Raw genomic sequence first — 22,854 nt, forward strand, 5'->3', positions numbered from 1 at the left:
AGACCTTCGTCTGACAGCACCGCAGCTACCTCCGCGACATTACAACGACCACCTAACCCACGCGCAGAAAGTGCTCGATCAAGCTTAAGCCAGTTCCAAGGTCCCTCTGATTCGGAGATTAGCCTCAATATCGCTACTTTGATGTCTTCATTCATTGCGGTGCATCCGGATGATAAAGCTGTCCATCTTTAAGGCCAAAATCCTCCAGCGTGGCTGTATGAGCGTTATTCCACAACTGATAAGCCTTCGTAGGATCGGCTGGCTGACCAACTTCCCAACCGAGATTGGTGTAGCGTTGGAACTCAGTCAGTTCATGCGTGTAGTAGTTTAAGTCATACTGCGTCGCTTCCAAGTTGCCATTCGCAATGCCGCGCAGCCTATTCACCATAAAGTCATTTGCATTATCTTGACCGAATCGTGCAATGTGTTGCTCGACAGTGTCAATCCCATCATGCGTAATTTGGACACCGTCCGTAGTCAGTTGCTGAATCGGGCCTCCCGCCTGAGTTGGGTCGTACAGTCGCCCACTGGCTGGCCCTCGTGCTCCGAAGAACTCCGGCACACTCTCTGTCGCGACGTCTCCAGCAAGGCTTTCAGCACCCACAGCCGGCGCAGCCATCGCCACCAAGCCCACTGTGCTCTGCCCCAGCATCGTCGCGTCCTGATGATACAGCGCGTTGATCGGCCCGAAAACCGAATTGACCGCGCCAGTGGCCACGCTGCCAAACACGTTCAGCGCTGTTTCTCCTGCCCCCTGATTCTGAATGGTGATTCCCAGCGCGCTTTGCGGCTGGTAACCCATGTTGCCGCCCAGCGCATTGTCTGCGCGCGACAGCCCGTAGCTAACCGCGTCTCCCGCAGTTAGCACGCCCTGCTCGGCTGTATTGACCAACCCGGTAAAAAGGTTCGACACCCCATTGCCGAGTCCGGCCATGAACCGACCAGCGGGATTGAATGTCAGGAAGCTGTCCCAGTCGCTCAGCGGACGGATGGTTCCGGTCATGCCAGCGCCAGCATCAGATAACGGTTGGCTGGTCACGTCCGGCGTCGGCACCGGATACGACACCGATCCGGTGTTCCACGTAATGGCACCTGTATTCGGGTCGGTCGATACGATGCTCAACTCCTGGCTTGCCTGCCCTGCCGCATCGGTAAGCGCAGATGTGTAGTAATAGTTCTGCGATCCGTACCCGTAACTGTTAATCGACGATAATTGATATCCGGGCACCGTCGGTATTGCCCCTCCCACACTACCCTGAACCAGCAACCGCTGGTCGTTCGGATCCGTGCTTTCGAACACCTGCGTACCATCGGCCAACGTTGGCATCGTACTGGATGGACTCCAGCCGATGCCATTAATACCGAAGTTTATGCCTGAGTCATTGCCCGCATCGGACATCGCCGTTGGCTGCCCTGGTTCAGTCAGGGTGTTGGCCGCCAGTAGCATGCCCGGCGCACTGCCGTATCCGTTCTGCGCTTCACCGAACGCCCCAACCAACTGGTTGTACGCCGCACTGGTATCGAAGCCGGACGTGCTCGAACCCGTACCGCCCCACTGTGTGGCGTTACCCATCGGCCCGAACAGCGCAGCGTCACCCGGATTACCCACGTTGATCTGGTTCTCCGTCTGCGCCGCAAACGGATTGCCGCCGCTGTTGCCGTTGGCCGCCAGATTTTCGCCTGCTAGGCTCTCGCCCAGCGCATTGCCAAACGCATCCCCTGCGATCTGCGCCACATCGATATGACCGCCGTTCATTACACTGGCCGTCAAGTCACCCGCTACGGACGACAACCCAACTCTCGCTGCATTCGCTGCCACCGGGGAAAGCGAATTTGCAAAATCGCTGGCCCCGAAACTCTGTCCGACCTCCGATCCTACTCCCGCACTGACCGCCGCCGCTGCCACGCCTTGCCAACTGAACGAATGCTGCAACCCGGTCGTGACTCCGATGCCCTGAGCCACAACGCTGCCCAAGGCCGCCCGTCCAACTGCATCGGGAATTCCTGACCCACCAATGCCCAGCGTCGACGCTTCGGCACCTACTCCCGCTCCTATGCCGGCGCCGAGTGCACCCAACGCCACGCCTTCCCAACTGAAACCGGAGCTCGCGCCTGTCGCATCTCCTACCGCCTGGCTCGCAACTGAGCCCACGGCGCCGCCCACGGCGGCAGCGCCCGCCATTTCGAGTCCACTTGCGCCGGCCAGCGAACCACCCAATGTATCCAGGCCGATCGCAAACGTGCTTTCTCCGGCCGCCACTGCACTGTCCGCGAGACCAAACGCCACCGATGCCGCACCGGCCGTATAGATCGTCGCCACCACAGCCACCACCGCCATGATGATCTCGCCGATCGGCCCGCACCCGCCTCCGCTGTCCGCATTCCCTGCCGGCACCGGCAGTTGCGGCGACGTCGAACCGACAATCTTTTGTGCGTTATACGGCGCAAATGTCCCTGCGTTGTTGTGCACATCCCCGACCCGCGTCGGGATGTTCAACACCTGTCCGACCTTCAAGTCCGAGTTGCCCTTCAACCCGTTCGCGTCCGCGATCAGGTACCACAGGCTGCTATCCCCGTACGCCGCCTGCGCGATGCTCTGCAGCGTGTCCCCGGCCTTCACCGGGTATTGACCCGTCGCCGCCGCCGGATAGCTATTCGTCACCTTCGTATACGCCAGGTCGAAGTTCGCCACCGCCCCGCTAGCGTCCTGCCCATAGATGCCGATCACCTCGCCGTTCACCACCAGCTCGTGCAGTTCCCCCTGCTGCATCTTGTCGAGCACATGGCCCTGCGCATCGTTCACCAGCGTCCGACTGTTGCTCGGCGTCGCCGAGTCGACGACCGAGGTCAAATGCCCGTTCGCGTCGTAGGACTCCGTCGTCGAGCCGCTCGTCTGGTTTCCCGAACTCTCGTTCGTGCTCACCGCCTGCTGCGACGTCTCGACATAACCGTCGTATCGGGCCAACGATATCGTCGTATCCGTCACGATCGTGTCGCCGTTCACGCCTTGCGTGGTCTGGTACGCCTCCAGGTTCCCCGCCGCGTCGTAGGTTGTGTACTGCGTCGTCGAACTCGAGCTCGGATCCGCCTCATTCGTCACCGCCTGTGACAGCAGTCGACCGTCCGCGTCGTACTGGCTGACCGTCGTCGCCGCGCCCGACAGGTCCAGGTTCCCATTGGTCAGCGCCTGTACATACGCTGCCGGCAGACTGCCATCCGGCCCCGACTGCACCACACGGCTTGCGCCGTCGTACAGCCGTGTATCGAGCACGATCGCCTTTGATCGACCCAACGGCTCGTTCGTGTAGGCCGGCTCCGTCGTATAGACCGGCGCGCCCGATTCGTCGACCCCGGTCTGGACTTGCTGCGTACCTGTCTGCACCGGACCGTAGGCCCCCGTCGCCACCGTCGACAACCGGTTCATCGAGTCGTACGTGTACCAGGTCGTCTGGATGCCGGTGTTTGACGCATAACCCGACAAATACGGCGCGCCAACCGGGGCGCCGGCTTCGTCGTGGTTCTGCGCATATTGCGGTGTGACTTGCGTGCCCCACGACCGATCCTCGATCCGGTTGCCGTTGTGGTCGTACGCGAGGATGTGGCCCTGCCCCGGCGTAATGTTCGCGAGATTGCTGGCGTTGTTGTCAACCGCCCCGTCGACCAGGATCTGACGGTTCATGCTGTCGTAGGCGAAGAACAGATCCTGCGCGGTCTGTCCCGGGACGGTAATGTGCTCGTGCATCTTGTTGCCGACTTTGTCGTAGTCGGTCACGATGCTTACGCCATCCGCCGTGTTGACGATGCTCAGCCGGCCCAGCGTGTCGTAGCCGAGCGTCTGGTTCTGATACGCCACACCGCCCTGGACGGTCTCCTCCAATACATGCTGGCCCGCTGCGTTGTAGCTGTAGTAGGTTTGTTGATTCAACGCCGCATCGTTGATCTGGACAAGCTGCCCCGCCGCGTCGTAGGTATAGGAAAGATTCTGGCCGCGCGTATTGGTCTGCGACACGAGTTGACGTGCGTTGTCGTAGTTGAACGCATAGCTGGCGCCGCCGATATCCGTGTGACCGGTCAGCTTGCCGAAATAATCGTAGCTCCACGTCGCAACTGCGCCGTCCGCATCCTGCGACCCAACCTGCTTACCCTGAGCGTTGTACGCCGAATAGCTCGCGTAGCCGTCAGCATCCGTCGTTGCAATCTCGTTACCGAGCAGGTCGTATGTAAAACGGGTGACCGCCCCGGTTCCATCGACTTGAGTCAGCTTGCGACCCGCAGCGTCGTACGTCGAGTACGTGGTCAGATTCTGAATCCCGCCGGAGACGCCCTGCCCGTTGCTGACGTAGACGCCGACACCTTCATTCGTGATGCTGAGATCACGGCCCATGTTGTCGTAGCCATAGTCGGTTACGTTGCCGTCGGCATCGACCAGCCTGACTTGCTCTCCGAACGCGTCGTACTCGTGCGTCACGACACCGCCGTCCGCGTGCAGCTCACTTTGCAGATTTCCGTTTGCGTCCCAGACCTGACCGTTGACGTTACCGTCCGCATCGCGGATCGCCACCTGCCGGCCAAGCGCGTCGTAGTAAATCTGCGTGACCGGGCTGTCGCCGCTTTCCTGACCGTTTTCGTCAGGCTGGATACGTTCGACAACCTGGTTGTTCCAGTTGTACCCGTAATAAGTGATCCACGCGCTGTCGCGAGCGTCGCTCTGACTGAGGACGTTATTCCAGCGGTCATACGTCTGGTACACGACCGGCCGATAAGCCACCGCATCGGTACTGTCCTGCCTCATCGGCAAGATCACCGTAACCGTTCGACCGAGCAAGTCGACCTGCATGTCGGTGCGGCGCAGCCCGTTCGATCCCATCTCGTCGACTGCCTGCGCAGACGCCGATTGACTCAGATCGACACCGGCCCCCGAGCCGCCTTCACTGCCGGCGCTCGTAATGTCGGCGGTCTTGAAACCCAGAAGGTCATACAGCGTGACGTGCGCGGTCCCGTCGCCGCTGTTGGTCCGCCACAGTCGCCCCGCGTTGTCGTAATCGAAATACTCCTGGTATTGGGGTGCTCCACCCGTTGCATAGCTCCCGCGCTGAACCATGTCGCCAAAGGAGTCGAAGACCATCGACGTGGTCAACGAGCCGGCCTGTGCCTGGCTTTCTATCGCGATGCCGCCTCCCGACACGACGCTGTCCGAATTGGGCGTGATGATTGCCGTCTGTCGTCCAAGCGCATCGTACTGGTACACGGTATAGATCGTGTGCACGACGCCATCGATGCCCTGCACCGACTGCCAGTCCTTTGCCAACTGGCCGGCCGCGTTGTACGACATGAAGTGACTGTTGCCATCGGCGTCGGTCGTCTCTATTGCGTTACCGTGGCTGTCGTACTCCGTCAGCGTGGCTCGATCGGCCGAACTGCCACCGGCAATCGCATAGCCCGACTGATTGGCCCATGCGGCACCGTTCACATATTGCGTCTTCGCGACGACATTGCCATACGCGTCACGCGCATACGTCGCCAATGGAATCAGTGCCTGCCCGTTAGCCGTATCCGATACGGGTGGCTGTGCCGTGGCGATAACCCGACCCAGTGCATCGTAGTACGTATATGTACTGTTACCGAGCGCGTCGGTCGCTCGCGTAAGGTTTCCGACCGCATCGTAGCCGTAAGTCGTGGTCAGATTGCCAACAACGCTACTGCCGTCCGACGCCGTGCTATACGTCACGCCAACCAGGGTCTGGCCGACCTTGCGGTTGGCCTGATCGTAGTCGTAGGTGGTTTCGCGATCCTGGCTGCTGGCTGCCGGCGTCGTGTATCCGGACGTCGACCATCCGCTCGTAGCGCTTGCATATTGGGTCTGCACGACGACATTGCCCGCCGCATCGAACTGCTGGGTCGTGACGTAGCCGAGCGCATCGACGCTGGCGGCCTGTTGTCCGCGCAAGTCGTAGTAGTAAGTCGTCGTCGCCCAGGTATTGCTCGACGCGTCGGCCAGGGCCGATGTCTGCACCACGTTGCCGAACGCGTTGTAGGTGGTCTTCGTCACCTCGCTCGCCATGCCGCTCTGCCCGGCGCCGTTGTCGGCCCACGCTTCCGGTTGCGTCACTTGCACCGCGCGCCCGAGTTGATCGTAGTTCGTCGTGATGGTCCGGTCGTTGGCACTGCCGAGACCGTCGACTAGAGTGGCCATGTCGGCGTCGACCGGTGGCGTCGTGCCCCAGTTCGCCGTGGAAATGCTATTCGCGTAGCGGGTCAAGCCGACCTGATCGCCGAACACATCCCGCTGATACGCGGTGACATAACCGAGCGCATCGATGTCGTAGCGAAGCTGCCCGGTGCGATCGTATACCTTGTAAGTGTAGTTCCCCGACACATCGCGATCGGCCACCGCATTGCCGAGCGTGTCGTAAAACACCTGGCTGTACAGCGTCTGGGTCGTATCGGTGCGGGTCGCCGCCGCGCCTTCGCCGTTGACGTTGAGCGCATCGGCGCTCGCGTCGTAGACTCCAACGGGCGGATAGATGGTCTCGATCTGTCGACCAAGGGCGTCATACACGTATTGTGTCGTGCGTGCCCCTGACGTGCCCGCCGCTTCGGTACGGGATGTGAGGTTGCCGAGCGCGTCATAGCTCATCACCGTCACGATGTTCGTGCTCGATGTGCCGCTCTGCACGAGGTTGCCATTTCCATCCTGCGCAACCGCAGTCACGTCGACAGCCGGCGCGGTTTCGCTAACGACGCGCCCTGCCGCGTCATAATCGTAGGTCCACGTTGCGCCGTTCTGGTTGGTATAGGCAAGCCTGTCGCCGACGCCGTTGTAGGCGTATTGCTGGGTATGTCCGAGTGCGTCGGTCGACGTGACCAGATTGCCCGCCGCATCGAATACCGACGACGTGGTTTCGTCGGCCGATGGCACCGCAACGATCGCCGCAGCCACGACTGACGGATTGCCCTGCGCATTGACGGCAACGGCATTCGCGTACAGCGTGGAACCGACGGCACGCCCCACGCCGTCGTAGCTTGTTTGCGTGACGTAGCCGAGCGCGTCGATCCGGTAGACCTGACGTCCCGCTCCGTCGTATGCATACTGAGTCGTGCGATCCTGGCCAGGCGTCGCAGTCACCATCTGCGCAAAGGCCGCGGCATTCGGTGTTGTCGTCTGGAATCCGTGCACGCCGTCCGACTCGCCGATGAACGATTCGTCGACGGCAGCTACCTGAGCGTATTGAGTCGTCGATATCAGGTGGTCGGCACCATCGTACGCATATTGGGTGATCGCACCAGACGCATCCTGACTATAGACGAGACGCCCCGCGGCATCGTACGCGTCCGTCTGGACGCGGTCGAGCTGCGGCGCGACCACCATGTTGTCGTAGAGATTCTGCACATCCGACGACGACACGTAATTCGGCAGCGGCCACGCGCACTCGACAGTTCGAATGCGATTGCCATTCGCATCGTACTGATACGACGTTACCGCCCTCATGTCCGATACACCTGCGATCACGTCGTCGGCATGATCGGTGACCTGCAGCTGATAGATGACACGGTTCGCGGCGTCGTATATCCAATCGGTTTCCTCGTCCTGGTTGCTGACGGCGACCGTGGACGGATCCGCACCGGCGGCCAGCGCAGTGGCATACGCGATCTTGCTCGTCACGTTGCCGTCGCCGTCGTAGGTATAGTGCGTGACGGCCCCGACACCGTTGACGCTCCACACCACACGGTTGGCTGCATCGAAGACGTACCGCTCGCTCTCGTCGTGTAACGGATCAGCGATATTCGCGACGGCAGCGCTCAGCGACGACGCGGTCGCGGGCGTGCCCACCGGCACTGGCGTGGCATACGCGATTTTCTCGAGTACATTGCCGTTGCCGTCGTAAACCTGCTGCGTGACGGCCCCTGTCCCGTCGACCGTGAAGATCGCGCGGTTCTGTGCGTCGTAAACAGTACGGATGTTCACATCGTGAGCGGCATCCGCCGAGACTTGCGGTACGCCGCCTGTGTACCCGGAAACGCGATTAGCGTACTGAATCCGCTGGATTACGTTCCCGTTCCAGTCGTAGACATAGTGCGTGACATCGCCCGCGCCATCCACCGTATAGACGACACGATTGTCCGCATCGTAGGTGTAGCGCACGACATTGCCGTCGCCGTCCGTGCTACTGACCATGTTTCCATTCGCGTCGTACGCGTACCGCGTGGTCAGGTTGAGTCCGGATGGATCGACCTGCGTCATCACCCTGCGCCCGAGGTCGTCGTAGATATATTGCGTGACGGTGCCACCGGGATTCGTCATCGTGACGACATGGCCCGTCTGGTCGTAGCTGTAACTTGTCGTCAGCGCAAGACCATCTGGATCGACGGTCTGTGTCAGTACTTCGCCCTTGAGATCGTAGGTATTCTGCGTGACGTTGCCGTTCGGATCCGTCACGCTGATCTGCTCGCTCTTGGCGTCGTACGCATATTGCGTCGTAAGCGCGAGCCCATCCGGATCGAGGGTGCGAGACAGCAAGCGATTCGCGGCGTCGTACGTATAAGTCGTGGCGACACCATTCGCATCGGTACTGCTAATCAACCGGTCGCCGGCGTCGTACTGGTTCGTTGTAGTCGCCAGCGGCGTCACCGTCGACAGCAGATTGCCGTCGGCATCGTATGTATAGGCGGTCGTATTGCCGTTGCCGTCGGTGACGCTCAAGGTCTGGCCTTCGCGATTGTGCGTGACCGTGACCGAGATGCCGTCCGGCGTCGTCGTCGTGACGGTGCGCGCGGCCGTATCGTATGTATATGTCGTGGTATTGCCGAGCGCATCCGTCTGCGTCAGCACCCGGCCGAATGCATCGTAGGTGCTCGAGCGCGTCGAGCCGGCAGCGTCGGTCGTCGCGATCACGCGCCCCAACGCGTCGTAGCTGGTGTGCGTCACGTTTCCGTTCGCATCGGTCGACGCGATTACCCGCCCGAACGCATCGTATTGCACGCTCGTGGCAGCCGCCACGCCGCCCGTGTCGGCGACCGTGCCCGTTTGGAGACCGCGGCGGTCGTAGCTTGCCGTGGAGATCACCGAACGCCCGGCGGAAATGGTTTCCGTCGTCTGTACCGCATCGCCGAACGTGTCGTAGTGCGTCGACGTCACGCCCCCCATCGCGTCGGTCGTCTGAATCAGTTCACCGTCGTCGTCATAGGCGTACTGCGTGACGCTGTTGTCTTGTACGTCGGCATCGCGCGCGTTCTGCAGCGCCGTCACCGCACCTTGATTCGTAGCTGCGCTCAACAGGCCACCTTGCAATCCCGACAGCGTCGCGCCGCTCAATGCGGTCGCATACTGGGTCTTCGATACGAGATGGCCCAGCGCGTCGTAGGTATCCTCGGTCACGTCTCCGGCCGCGTTGACCGTAAAACGGAGGCGGCCGGCGTCGTCGTAGAAATACGTCGTGCGATTCCCGTTTGCATCGGTCGCACTCAGACGGCGGCCTGCGGCGTCGTACGTATAAGTCACCGCGTACTGATTCCAGATCGCGTCGATCTGTGCCTGGGTCTGGTTGCCCGTGATCAATGCCGCGCCGTCGCCGGACAATTCGGCGATCACGCGGCCTTGCACGTCGTAGCGGGTCATGACCGTACGCTGGTCGGACGTGCCGAGCGCGGTCGTCGCCTCGATCACGTTGCCCATGCTGTCGTACTTGTAGCTCGTTACCGTACCGTCGGCTGCGGTACTCGACTGCAACTCGTTCGCACTATTCCACGTCTGGGTCACAACCTGATCGGCTGGTGATGACGACGGGCGGACCGCCGCCAGCGTCAGTGTCGCGCCCGGCGCGATCTGCACTGCGGTCGCGTAGCGGATGGTCTGCGTAACGTTGCCGTTCGCGTCATAGACCGTCTCCGTCAGGTAACCGTCGCCATCGATCCGGCCGACTATCTGAGCGCGTGCGTTGTAAATACTGTACGTGTGGATGTCGCTCGTGCTCGCAGGCGGCAGCAGCGCACCCAGGTTGCCGCTCGCACGCGCTGCATCGACCTCAGCAGCAAACGAAGCTGCATTGCCGAAATCCGGCACGGCTGTTGCATACTGGATTGTCTGAGTTTCGCGGCCTGCGCTGTCGTAACAGTACTGCGTGATATAGCCATCTGCATCGATGGTCGCAAAAAGCTGCCCGTTGGGGTTGTAGATGTCGGTGATCGTACGGTCCAGGGAAGCATCGGGCGTTGTCTGCACGGCGACCTGCGGGGTCGGCCCTACCGTCTGGGAAAAAGACAGCGTACTCTGGACATTGCTGGTATCCCCCGAGTAAGCAGCGGTGCACGTCCACGTGCCCGTGGGCAGCGCCGCACCGGTAAGCGTAGCCACCCCGTTGACGACCTGCGCCGTACCGAGCAGCGTCGTGCCATTGAAGAAGTTCACCAGCCCAGTGGGGTTCGCACCCGCCACCTGCACCGACAGCGCACCGCCCGGCGTCACCGTCGACGCGCTCAGGTTCGACAGCGTGCTGGCCGCCGGCGTAACCGTCACGCTGACGTTGCCCGTGCTGCCGGCATTGCTGTCATCCCCCGAATACACCACGTTCAGGTTGTGCGCGCCCACTGCGAGACTGCCCACGTTCACGTTCGCCTCGCCTGCCGTGACCGATGCAGTACTCAGCAGCTGCGTGCCGTCGTAGACGCTCACCGTGCCCGTCGGCGGATTGCCCTGGCCGCCGACCGTGATCTGGATCGTTGACGCCGAACCGCAGGGCTCGCTGAGCGCCGACGGGTTGAACGACAACCAGGTCGCCGGCGGCTGGCTCACCACCTGCTGCGAGAACGTGGCTGAGGTCGCCGACTGGAGCAACGCGTCACCCGAGTAGCTCGCCGTCAGGCTGTCCGTGCCCAGCGCAAGGCCGCTGGTCTCCAGCGTCGCCACGCCATTGACCACGCTGGCCGTGCCGATCGCCGTGCCGTTGCTGTAGAACGTCACCGTCCCCGTCGCCGACGGTCCGCTATAGTTCGATCCGGGCTGGACTGCCGCCGTGAGCGTCACCGGCGCACCCGCCGTCGCCTGCGAACAGGACGAACTGAGCGCTACCGACGGCGTCGTCGTGCCCATCACCACCTGCAGCGTTCCCATCTCCGCCACATTGTTCGGATCGCCCGAATACACCACCGTCAGGTTGTGCGTGCCCGGCGACATCGACGGCAGGTACACGTACCTCTCATTGGAGGAGCCCGGGACGCTGGCGATCAGCGTTTGTCCATCAAACACGTTGAACGTGCCCGTCGGCGGCGGAGACTGCCCGATCCGCGGAGCTTCCATGATGGTCAAAGCCGGATTGCCATCCGTGTTTCCGTCCGACCACCACATCGTGAGACCACTGTTGCTGGAAACCGTCGGCGGCTGGGGCGCACCGGCGGCCGCTGTCACCTGTACCGTCGGCCCCGTCGCCACCGCGCTGCCCTGGTTGTTCGCGTCTCCCGTGTAGGCCGCCGTCAGCACATCCGTGCCCGCCGGCAGGCAATCCGTCACCAGCGTCGCCACGCCGTTGGTCACCTCCGCCGTGCCCAGCGGCGTCATGCCGCTGAAGAACGTCACCAGTCCACTGGGGGCTGCCCCCGCCACGTTCGCCGTCAGTGTCACCGCCGTGCCCTGCGTGATGCTCGTGGCCGATGCAGTCAGTGTCGTCGTGGTCGGCGACTGCGTCACCGTCTGGCTCAGCGTCGACACGCTCGTCGCGTTCTGCGCGTCGCCGCTGTAGGCCGCGGTCAGCGCATTCGTGCCGACCGGCAACTGGTTCACCGTCAGGCTCGCCTGACCGTTCACGAGCGTCGCGGTACCCAGCAGCGTGGCACCGTTGTAGAAACTGACCGTCCCGTCGAGTATTGCAGCCTGGTCGGTACTCGACTTCACGGAAGCCGTCAGCGTCAGGCCCGCACCGTAATTGGCGGAAGACTGTGACGTCGTCAAGGTCGTCGACGTCGATGTCACCTGAGTCGACGCATCGATCGCCTGCCAGAGCGTGGCCGAGGTGGCTGCCTGCAGCAACGCGTCACCCGAGTAACTCGCCGTCACACTGTTCGTGCCCAGCGTCAGGCTGCTGGTCTCCAGCGTCGCCACACCATCGACCACGCTCGCCGTACCGATCGCCGTGCCGTTGCTGTAGAACGTTATCGTCCCCGTCGCCAACGGCCCACCATAGTACGAAGGGGGCTGGACTGCTGCCGTGAGCGTTACCGGCGCACCCGCGGTCGCCGGTGAACAGGACGAGCCGAGCGTTACCGGCGGCGTCATTACACCCACCACCACCTGCTGCGTATTGATTTGCGCCGCAGTGTCCGCATCGCCCGAATACACCAGCGTCAGGTTGTGCGTGCCCGGCGACATCGACGGCAGGTACACGTAGTGCTGATTGGAAGAGCCCGCGAGGCTAGCAATCAGCGTCTGCCCGTCGAACACGCTGAACGTACCCGTCGCGGGGGACTGCCCGGTCGGAACCTCCTCGATGCCCAAAGCTACTTCGCCATCCGTGTTTGTGTCCGCCCACCACATCGCGAGATTATTGTTGCTGGAAACCGTCGGGGGCTGAGGCGCACCGGCGGCCGCCGTCACCTGTACCGTCGGCCCCGTCGCCACCGCGCTGCCCTGGTTGTTCGCGTCTCCCGTGTAGGTTGCCGTCAGCACATCCGTGCCCGCCGGCAGGCAGTCCGTCACCAGCGTCGCCACGCCGTTGGTCACCTCTGCCGTGCCCAGCAGCGTCATCCCGCTGAAGAACGTCACCAGTCCACTGGGGGCCGCCCCCGCCACGTTCGCCGTCAGCGTCACCGCCGTGCCCTGCGTGATGCTCGAAGCCGAGGCCGACAGTGTCGTCTCGGTCGGCGACAGCGGGACGGAATTGCCTTCGTACCGACCCATGGTGACGCTGGTGCTCGTCACATTGTCGGTATCCCCGCTGTAGACTGCGCTCAGGGGCGCCGCCGACAGCGTGCCGTCATACGAGAAGTTCGCCGTGCCGTTGACCAGCGTGGTCGTGCCAAGCGCCGTGCTGCCGTTATAGAACGTCACCGTCCCGGTCGGCGTCACGGGCAAGCCGGTAAGTGCACTCACCGAAGCCTGCAGGTTCAGCGTGCTGGCCGTGCCGGACACCTGCAGCGTGGTCGTCGTCGACCGTGCAACGGCCGACGCCCATCCCTGGGCGTTCGCCCCCGCATGCGTTGCGTCGCCTGCGTAGACCGCCTGGAAGTTCATCTGCCCTACTGGCAGATCCGTGAGCGTCAGCAGTGCGAGACCATTGACGAGCGTGGCCGTGCCCAGCACCGTCGTGCCGTTGTAGAACGTCACCTGCCCGCTCGCCAACGGCAGCCCTTGCACTTGATCCGTCACTGCCGCCGACAGCGTGACCGGGCTGCTCCAGGTCGGGGCATTGCCCCAGTTCACGCCCGGGCTTTGCCAACTCACGGCAACGTTCGTCGCCGCGCCGGTAATGGTTGCCTGCGTGACTGCCGACACCCCGCTCGGGTGGGACGCATCGCCCGAATAGACCGCATGGATGTCGCTCACGCCCACCGGCAGTGCGCTCGTCGTGAAACTGGCCGTGCCGTTCGTCATCACGGCGCTGCCCAGGATCGTGCTGCCGTTGAAGAACGTCACCTCCCCGCCGTTGCCGCCGCTCACGTTCGCCTGCAACGTCATCGGCGTACCCAGCGCCGATGGACCATTCGTCGTTACCTTCAGCCATGAAGCGGTTACGGGTTCTGCCGGATTGGCGACCGTCTGTGGAAACTGCACTACGCTCTGGGTATTGTTCGTATCCCCCGAGTAAGCAGCGGTGCACGTCCACGTGCCCATGGGCAGCGCCACACCGGTAAGCGTAGCCACCCCGTTGACGACCTGCGCCGTACCAAGCAGCGTCGTGCCATTGAAGAAGTTCACCAGCCCAGTGGGGTTCGCACCCGCCACCTGCACCGACAGCGCACCGCCCGGCGTCACCGTCGACGCGCTCAGGTTCGACAGCGTGCTGGCCGCCGGCGTAACCGTCACGCTGACGTTGCCCGTGCTGCCGGCATTGCTGTCATCCCCCGAATACACCACGTTCAGGTTGTGCGCGCCCACTGCGAGACTGCCCACGTTCACGTTCGCCTCGCCTGCCGTGACCGATGCAGTACTCAGCAGCTGCGTGCCGTCGTAGACGCTCACCGTGCCCGTCGGCGGATTGCCCTGGCCGCCGACCGTGATCTGGATCGTTGACGCCGAACCGCAGGGCTCGCTGAGCGCCGACGGGTTGAACGACAACCAGGTCGCCGGCGGCTGGCTCACCACCTGCTGCGAGAACGTGGCTGAGGTCGCCGACTGGAGCAACGCGTCACCCGAGTAGCTCGCCGTCAGGCTGTCCGTGCCCAGCGCAAGGCCGCTGGTCTCCAGCGTCGCCACGCCATTGACCACGCTGGCCGTGCCGATCGCCGTGCCGTTGCTGTAGAACGTCACCGTCCCCGTCGCCGACGGTCCGCTATAGTTCGATCCGGGCTGGACTGCCGCCGTGAGCGTCACCGGCGCACCCGCCGTCGCCTGCGAACAGGACGAACTGAGCGCTACCGACGGCGTCGTCGTGCCCATCACCACCTGCAGCGTTCCCATCTCCGCCACATTGTTCGGATCGCCCGAATACACCACCGTCAGGTTGTGCGTGCCCGGCGACATCGACGGCAGGTACACGTACCTCTCATTGGAGGAGCCCGGGACGCTGGCGATCAGCGTTTGTCCATCAAACACGTTGAACGTGCCCGTCGGCGGCGGAGACTGCCCGATCCGCGGAGCTTCCATGATGGTCAAAGCCGGATTGCCATCCGTGTTTCCGTCCGACCACCACATCGTGAGACCACTGTTGCTGGAAACCGTCGGCGGCTGGGGCGCACCGGCGGCCGCTGTCACCTGTACCGTCGGCCCCGTCGCCACCGCGCTGCCCTGGTTGTTCGCGTCTCCCGTGTAGGCCGCCGTCAGCACATCCGTGCCCGCCGGCAGGCAATCCGTCACCAGCGTCGCCACGCCGTTGGTCACCTCCGCCGTGCCCAGCGGCGTCATGCCGCTGAAGAACGTCACCAGTCCACTGGGGGCTGCCCCCGCCACGTTCGCCGTCAGTGTCACCGCCGTGCCCTGCGTGATGCTCGTGGCCGATGCAGTCAGTGTCGTCGTGGTCGGCGACTGCGTCACCGTCTGGCTCAGCGTCGACACGCTCGTCGCGTTCTGCGCGTCGCCGCTGTAGGCCGCGGTCAGCGCATTCGTGCCGACCGGCAACTGGTTCACCGTCAGGCTCGCCTGACCGTTCACGAGCGTCGCGGTACCCAGCAGCGTGGCACCGTTGTAGAAACTGACCGTCCCGTCGAGTATTGCAGCCTGGTCGGTACTCGACTTCACGGAAGCCGTCAGCGTCAGGCCCGCACCGTAATTGGCGGAAGACTGTGACGTCGTCAAGGTCGTCGACGTCGATGTCACCTGAGTCGACGCATCGATCGCCTGCCAGAGCGTGGCCGAGGTGGCTGCCTGCAGCAACGCGTCACCCGAGTAACTCGCCGTCACACTGTTCGTGCCCAGCGTCAGGCTGCTGGTCTCCAGCGTCGCCACACCATCGACCACGCTCGCCGTACCGATCGCCGTGCCGTTGCTGTAGAACGTTATCGTCCCCGTCGCCAACGGCCCACCATAGTACGAAGGGGGCTGGACTGCTGCCGTGAGCGTTACCGGCGCACCCGCGGTCGCCGGTGAACAGGACGAGCCGAGCGTTACCGGCGGCGTCATTACACCCACCACCACCTGCTGCGTATTGATTTGCGCCGCAGTGTCCGCATCGCCCGAATACACCAGCGTCAGGTTGTGCGTGCCCGGCGACATCGACGGCAGGTACACGTAGTGCTGATTGGAAGAGCCCGCGAGGCTAGCAATCAGCGTCTGCCCGTCGAACACGCTAAGCGTACCCGTGGACTGTCCGGTCGGAACCTCCATGATGCCCAAGGCCGCGCTGCCAGTCGTGTTGTCGGCCGACCACCACATCGCGAGACTGCTGTTGCTGGAAACCGTCGGCGGCTGGGGCGCGCCGGCAGCAGCCGTCACCTGCACCGTCGGCCCCACCTCCACCACACTGCCCGCGTTGTTCGCGTCTCCCGTGTAGGTTGCCGTCAGCACATCCGTGCCCGCCGGCAGGCAGTCCGTCACCAGCGTCGCCACGCCGTTGGTCACCTCTGCCGTGCCCAGCAGCGTCATCCCGCTGAAGAACGTCACCAGTCCGCTGGGGACTGCCCCCGCCACGTTCGCCGTCAGCGTCACTGCCGTGCCCTGCGTGATGCTCGAAGCCGAGGCCGACAGTGTCGTCTCGGTCGGCGACAGCGGGACGGAATTGCCTTCGTACCGACCCATGGTGACGCTGGTGCTCGTCACATTGTCGGTATCCCCGCTGTAGACTGCGCTCAGGGGCGCTGCCGACAACGTGCCGTTGTACACGAAGCTCGCCGTGCCGTTGACCAGCGTGGTCGTGCCCAGCGCCGTGCTTCCGTTATAGAACGTCACCGTCCCGGTCGGCGCCGCGGGCAAGCCGGTAAGTGCACTCACCGAAGCCTGCAGGTTCAGCGTGCTGGCCGTGCCGGACACCTGCAGCGTGGTCGTCGTCGACCGTGCAACGGCCGACGCCCATCCCTGGGCGTTCGCCCCCGCATGCGTTGCGTCGCCTGCGTAGACCGCCTGGAAGTTCATCTGCCCTACTGGCAGATCCGTGAGCGTCAGCAGTGCGAGACCATTGACGAGCGTGGCCGTGCCCAGCACCGTCGTGCCGTTGTAGAACGTCACCTGCCCGCTCGCCAACGGCAGCCCTTGCACTTGATCCGTCACTGCCGCCGACAGCGTGACCGGGCTGCTCCAGGTCGGGGCATTGCCCCAGTTCACGCCCGGGCTTTGCCAACTCACGGCAACGTTCGTCGCCGCGCCGGTAACGGTTGCCTGCGTGACTGCCGACACCCCGCTCGGATGTGACGCATCGCCCGAATAGACCGCATGGATGTCGCTCACGCCCGCCGGCAGTGCGCTCGTCGTGAAGCTGGCCGTGCCGTTCGTCATCACGGTACTGCCCAGGATCGTGCTGCCGTTGAAGAACGTCACCTCCCCGCCGTTGCCGCCGTTCACGTTCGCCTGCAGCGTCATCGGCGTACCCAGTGCCGACGAACCATTCGTCGTGACTGTCAGCCACTGCACGGTCTGCGAGGCAAAGGACACGTCGGTACCGCTGGCCAGCTGCGAGACGTCGATGGGATTGGCCAGCTGAGTGACCGACAACACGTGCGATTCACCGTCGTAGGTGGTCTGCGTAACACGCCCCTGCGCGTCCACCTGCCAAGTCAGCCGGTCAGCGTCGTCGTAGAAGTACCAGGTATGCTGATCCTGCGACGTCGAAGCCGGGCGAATCGCAGCAAGTTCAGCTGCCGGTCCGCTGGTCGGCCATCGCGCATCCGTGGTCCAGGCGGTAAGCGGTGCACCGCTCGCGTCGACAAGAGCTGACGTATCCACCGGCGTATCGTACGCAATGCTCTGGGCAAGCAGTCCGCTAGCGTTGTAGGCGTACTCGGTCAGTGCTCCAGTCGGGTCAATGTCGGCAATCTTGCGACCCGCTTCGTCGTACATCGCCCATTGACGCGCGCCCGTCGGATCCTGCGTCATGACGAGCCGTCCATCGGCGTCATACCAATAGCGGGTCGTCCCTAGCGAGGATGAGGCCGCCGAGAGTTGAGCGACGCTCACAAGATGACCCGCACGATCATAGCTCGAGACAGTCGACAGCCCATTGGCAAGGGTCACCGTAGTTGTCCCGCTGGCATCGTTGTAGCTGGTCAACGTAACGTTCGGTGTCGTACCGTCAAGTGACGGCGCGCTCGTGCATACGATCCGTCCCAGCCCGTCATAGATATATCGGGTGATGCTTCCAGTGGACGAAACGGTCTGCAACAGGTGCCCGGACTGGTCATAAACATACTGCGTGGTCTGTTCGCCACTCGCAATGCCCGTGCCGTCCGATCCAATATCCGCGTATGTTGTGCTGGCCTGCAGTTGTCCCCTGAAATCGTACGTGTAGTCGGTACGCCCCGTCTGAGTCAGATCCTGGGCCGCCTGCCACTGTTCCAGTTGGCCTTCGGTGGGAACCTGCGTCTGCCCCAACTGGCTGACATCGTAAGCGGAACCGGTATATACAATCGTTGCGGTTCGCAGACCGTTTGCGCTGTAGCGGTATTCAGTGACATCGCCCTGTGGCGTGATCACGAATCGCAACTGGGTAGGTTGCGCTGCCGAGTAGACGTAGCGCGTCGTCTGGGGATCGCTCGCAGCCTCCAGACCCGATGCCGCGTTTGCATATGCGGTATTCGTCAGGATCTGGTTGGCGGCATTGTAGGTAAGCGTCCGAGTGTCACCCGCAGCATCGACCTGGCTCATCAGGTTGCCGCGGCTGTCATATTGCATACTCACCGTGTGACCCGCACCGTCCGTGATGCTGGTCACATCACCCAGGCCGTTGTACGCATAGTAAGCCTGCGTCAGGCCCGCGGCATTGGCCGCCGTCACCCCGCTGCTCGCCTGAATCAGTCGCCCATTAGCGTCGTAACGATAAACCGACGTGCAATCAAGCGGATCGGTAACGCTTGTCGTGTCGGAGTTGCTATCGTAGGCAAACGATGTCGTGTTGCCGAGCCCGTCCGTTACTGTGGCAATCTTGTATTGCCCATCCGAGAGAACGTAGGTAAATGCAAGGTTCGTCCCGTCGCTTTGCTGGACACCCGCAATACGGTCACTCGTACCATCATAGGTGTATGTGGTGACGTAGCTCGCCAGCGCGTCGGCGCCAGCAGGGACTGCGCCGGTCGGGTTGAGATTCACCGCAACCGACGTGAGCCGGTTCTGTGTGTCATAGCTATAGGAAATCTCGTTGATCCTCTGACCCGACGCGAGCGTCGTGCTCAACTGGATCAGGTTTTGTCCGGAGTACGTGAAATTCAGGGTCTCCCCGCTCGCATCGGTCACACGCGTGAGCAGGTTGTTGCGGTCGTAGCTGTAGGCGAGAGTATTGCCGTCAGTATCCGTCGACGACAGCAACAGGCCCGAGCCACCGCCCTCATAAGTTTCAGTCGTACCGGTGCTACCGTTTGTCCACGTCAGAGTGCCATCCGCGTTGACGCGGATCGTACTCAGGGCGGAGCCGGCACTGGTCGTTTCGACGTAACCCTGACTAGTCGCATCCCATGCATAGATTGATGTCGAGCCATCACTGTCGGTGCGCTCAAACGTACCATCGCTCTGGCGGACAACCGACTTGTAGAGTCCAGTTTGCCAGCCATCACCATTCGTGAAGTTGGCTGTCCCCTGGCTGTTGTAGGTTCGCAGGTCACTGATGTTGAGACCCAGCCCCATCAGCAGCGCATCGTTGTCCTGGAGCACGAGATTGCCGTTCGCGACATTCACGTACGCGCTTTCGCCGCTTCGCCCTTGCACGGCGTTGCCGAACTTGCCGTTCGAGCCCAGAACCGCGAACGATCCAAGATTGAGGCCCAGATTATTTCCGCTGACGATCGCGACCATGTCGTGTTCCGTTTGGATGTGTTGTCCGTCACCAACTTCCCAGCGGGAGACACTCCCTAGCCTGGAATCGTTGCGTAGTTGCTCAAGTCATCTCGTCTGCGGCGCCAATTGTTTAGGGCGGGGGCGAAATATCCTTCTGTCTGATGGAGCGAAGTACAGCCATCGCAGTCACCTAAGGCGCTCAAGTTCCTACTCGGCTACAGGAGATCGACACCAGGAAAATATTTCTCGTCCCCTCTAAACACTTCGAGGCAAGCACGCGATCACTTGTTAGTCGGCAAATCTTCATCTACGGAACTGGTGTGCTCCACCTGCGAATTGACATGGAATCGCGAGGAACTAGGCTTTGCTTGCCAAGCTCGGCAATCGGAGTGCTCCGATCGGACAGACGAGACGAGAGAGTCGACGTGATGGTGGGATGTCACTCGCACAAAACCAATGCGCGGGACGGGTCCAACATATGTATAAGTCGCACGGCGCGATTGGCCGACAACCGAAGCGCTTACCTTTCCAACAGGCAATGGACGGCATTCGCCGACGGATCAAGCCAGTCAGTTGGCGGCTTCGTCACCATCGCCATGGCGATAGAGAATCCGGACGACGCAGTCGCAGCAATCAACTTTGCCGACGGTACAGGCGGTGATGCAGTCAAACATCCCGGCGTACCGGGCCAAGGCGAACAGCTGGAAGACAGGTATATGCGAGGCGGAAAAACGACTCGTGTCCCGATGCTTTGGATCTGTACCGAGAACGATCGGTACTTCAACCCGACATACAGCAGCGCATGAGACGATGCATGCGTCCATGCAGGTGGAAACGCGGACTATCGATTGCTCCCACAATTCGAGAAAAACGGGCACATACTGCTTGCGCACGGTATCACCGTCCGGGAGCCAGTCGTATCCGACTTTCTCGAGCATTGGGGATTCCGTGCCCAACAACAGCCTTGACGGATCTGGAGATACGCCCGACATGAACACGACTTTTGATGCCCTGCTCGAGCAAGCCGTAGCGGCAAGCCAAGAGGCGCGATGGTCGGAGGCATCGACATTTCTGGCTGCAGCAGCCGAACTCCGTCCGGAAGCGCCCGAGCCACATTATCTGCGTGCTGCGAATTTCGCCGCAACGGGTGATTCTGCGGCGGCCGAAGCTGAATTCTCGGCCTGCCTCGCGCTCGCACCGCACCTCGCCATCGCGCGTTTCCAGTTCGGTCTGCTATACATGACGACCGGACGTCCGGATGCAGCGCGTTCAGTGTGGAAGCCGCTGCTGGCGACGCGCCATCCGTTCTCGTGGTTCGCACGAGCAATGCTTGCGATCCTGCACGGCGATCGCGCCGACGCCGAAGCCTGGATTCGGCAAGGCCTGCATGCCAACCATGAAAACGCCCCGCTGAACGTCGACATGGCCGCATTGCTGTCGAAGCTCTCCCAGCTCGACAGCCACCATACGACCACTGATCAACCGAACACAAAATTCGACCCGGCGCGCGAAGACACGCCCGCCAAGCCGGATTCTTCGACGCACCTTTTAATTGCGTCATACACACAGCGCTAGGTAATGAGTCCCATCTCGCCTCTTGACCGCCTCTTTCAGACGATACAAAGTCAATCCGTTCTGGCCGGCCAATCGAAGGCCGTTGCCGCAGGTTCACGCAAAGAACCGGTCGACAAAGGCGCGGCTCAAAAACGTGACGGACTCGCGATGCGCCTCGCCCAGCGCATTCAGGCAATCGATGCCGATCATCCGCAAAGGCGGCGTCAGGCGTTCCGCCTCTACATCGAGTACGGCCTGATCAGCCGCCTTGGAGAAGAAGCAGGAAACGACGCGAACTTCCCTACATTGATCGACCGGATTATCCGAGGCATCGAGCAGATGCCGTCGATTCAGTCGGACGTGGATACCGCTGTGGACATGTTGCTCAAGCACGCCTCGGACGGCAAATCCCTCGGAACGTTGCTCGATGCATTCCAGCGTGCCTGACAGATGAGGGCGGACGAAATTCGCGGAGGCCAACTGGTTAAGCAGCGATTGGTCAAATTTTTGCAATACTAATATCCATCTCATTCAAATAGATCAATAAGCAGCTTGTCGTATGCTTCGATTTGCCTCGGGTTCGTTGACAAAAATAGTCCGATTGTTTCTCGTTGCCGATTTCGATAATCTTGCCAATTTTCATCGTGAAATTCAATTGCTCGCTCGAGTTGCCGGCAACCTTCGTCCACGTCGTTTTTGTTATAAAAATAACCTAGATCACGACAGTAGATGGCGTTATGGACCAACGCGTAACCACTCCAGCAAACATCAAAATAAAAATAATTCAATGCAAGCCCCCATTGATGGGATATTACAACGTCGGTGTATTCTGAAAGAAATTGAGGGGTGTTGTAATAACCAACAAAGCTTATTTTTGAATCTCGCACAAGATCCAGATGATGCGCGATGCCGATAAATTCGGGGCTGCTATTTGCAAGGTGCTCTGTGTTTGTCGCATGCACGTAGGATATCTTTGAGCCACATTTCCGATAGCCTAATTCTGCAATCAAAAGCGGATAGAGGCAAAACTTGGTAATGTCGAGATTCGGTTCCATAATGGATAACCGCTTTGATTGCCCAGTTGGACGATACTCCCCACGATGCGGGAGAGCAGCCGATCGCTCTTCAACGCACATCGGATCCCAAACGAACGGCACCTCACGAACCGGCTGACGTCGCAATACGCTGAAGAAGCTCGCGCTGGTATCGACAACTTGCGGGATGATCCACACTTGGTCGTAATGTTGGTTGATGAATACCGTTTCCGCATGCCTTCTGCCAAAAATCATGGCTTGCATCATGTGTACGTATTCTGGGCCACAGCAGTAGCTCACAACTTTTGCGCCGTGCGCCTGCAGATACGCGGTTTGCTGTGAATCGATTTGCCCTCCGAGCTCGATCAGAACATCAAGCGAGTCTTTCGCGTCGTCGAAGGAGCATACTGGGAACTGCTTGATATCCCATGGAAGATCCAGCGTGATCTTGACATTCGTCGTGTTGACGAGAGTCACCTGATGATTGAGCGGCGAGTGTTGGAAGAGCTTCATTAGATACAAGGCGTTCTGCTTGATGCCGTTGACCCAAAGACTCTCTGCCGCGTGGTGAAGGCCGATTGTGATGCCGATGTTGAGTGATCGTGCCGAACTCATGGGCGGTTCTCCGGTGTGCGTATCTCGTAGTAAATAAGATGATATCGCTCGATTTCTTGAGGACTGTAAATCACTGTTAAATATCGAGCACTG

The 22,854-nt window shown here is 61.6% G+C and carries 5 protein-coding genes; 2 read left to right on the forward strand and 3 right to left on the reverse strand.

The window, feature by feature from the left end; translation table 11 throughout:
- Positions 1-151: 151 nt before the first annotated feature.
- Together ACN22W_RS30045 and ACN22W_RS30050 are read right to left on the reverse strand one after the other, a co-directional pair.
- Positions 152-19,576 (reverse strand): Ig-like domain repeat protein, encoded by a 19,425-nt coding sequence (locus ACN22W_RS30045; RefSeq protein ID WP_419688228.1) that lies wholly within the window; start codon positions 19,574-19,576, stop codon positions 152-154.
- 551 nt (positions 19,577-20,127) lie between these two features.
- Positions 20,128-20,496, reverse strand: coding sequence for a hypothetical protein (locus ACN22W_RS30050; RefSeq protein WP_419688229.1), 369 nt, complete (start codon positions 20,494-20,496; stop codon positions 20,128-20,130).
- A gap of 52 nt (positions 20,497-20,548) precedes the next feature.
- Between ACN22W_RS30050 and ACN22W_RS30055 the strand changes: the two genes are divergently transcribed.
- Entirely contained in the window at positions 20,549-21,133 is a 585-nt protein-coding gene (locus tag ACN22W_RS30055) for a tetratricopeptide repeat protein (RefSeq protein ID WP_419688230.1), read from the forward strand.
- 3 nt (positions 21,134-21,136) lie between these two features.
- Complete coding sequence (locus tag ACN22W_RS30060; protein WP_419688231.1) at positions 21,137-21,559, forward strand: hypothetical protein; 423 nt, start codon at positions 21,137-21,139, stop codon at positions 21,557-21,559.
- 80 nt (positions 21,560-21,639) lie between these two features.
- Here ACN22W_RS30060 and ACN22W_RS30065 read toward each other — a convergent pair whose 3' ends face one another.
- Positions 21,640-22,761 carry a DUF2827 domain-containing protein gene (locus tag ACN22W_RS30065; RefSeq protein WP_419688232.1) on the reverse strand — a complete coding sequence of 374 codons (1,122 nt, stop codon included), beginning with the start codon at positions 22,759-22,761 and terminating at the stop codon, positions 21,640-21,642.
- Positions 22,762-22,854: the final 93 nt, after the last annotated feature.

The sequence above is a fragment of the Burkholderia theae genome (assembly GCF_048565265.1).
In the GTDB taxonomy this organism is placed as follows: Bacteria; Pseudomonadota; Gammaproteobacteria; order Burkholderiales; family Burkholderiaceae; genus Burkholderia; species Burkholderia theae.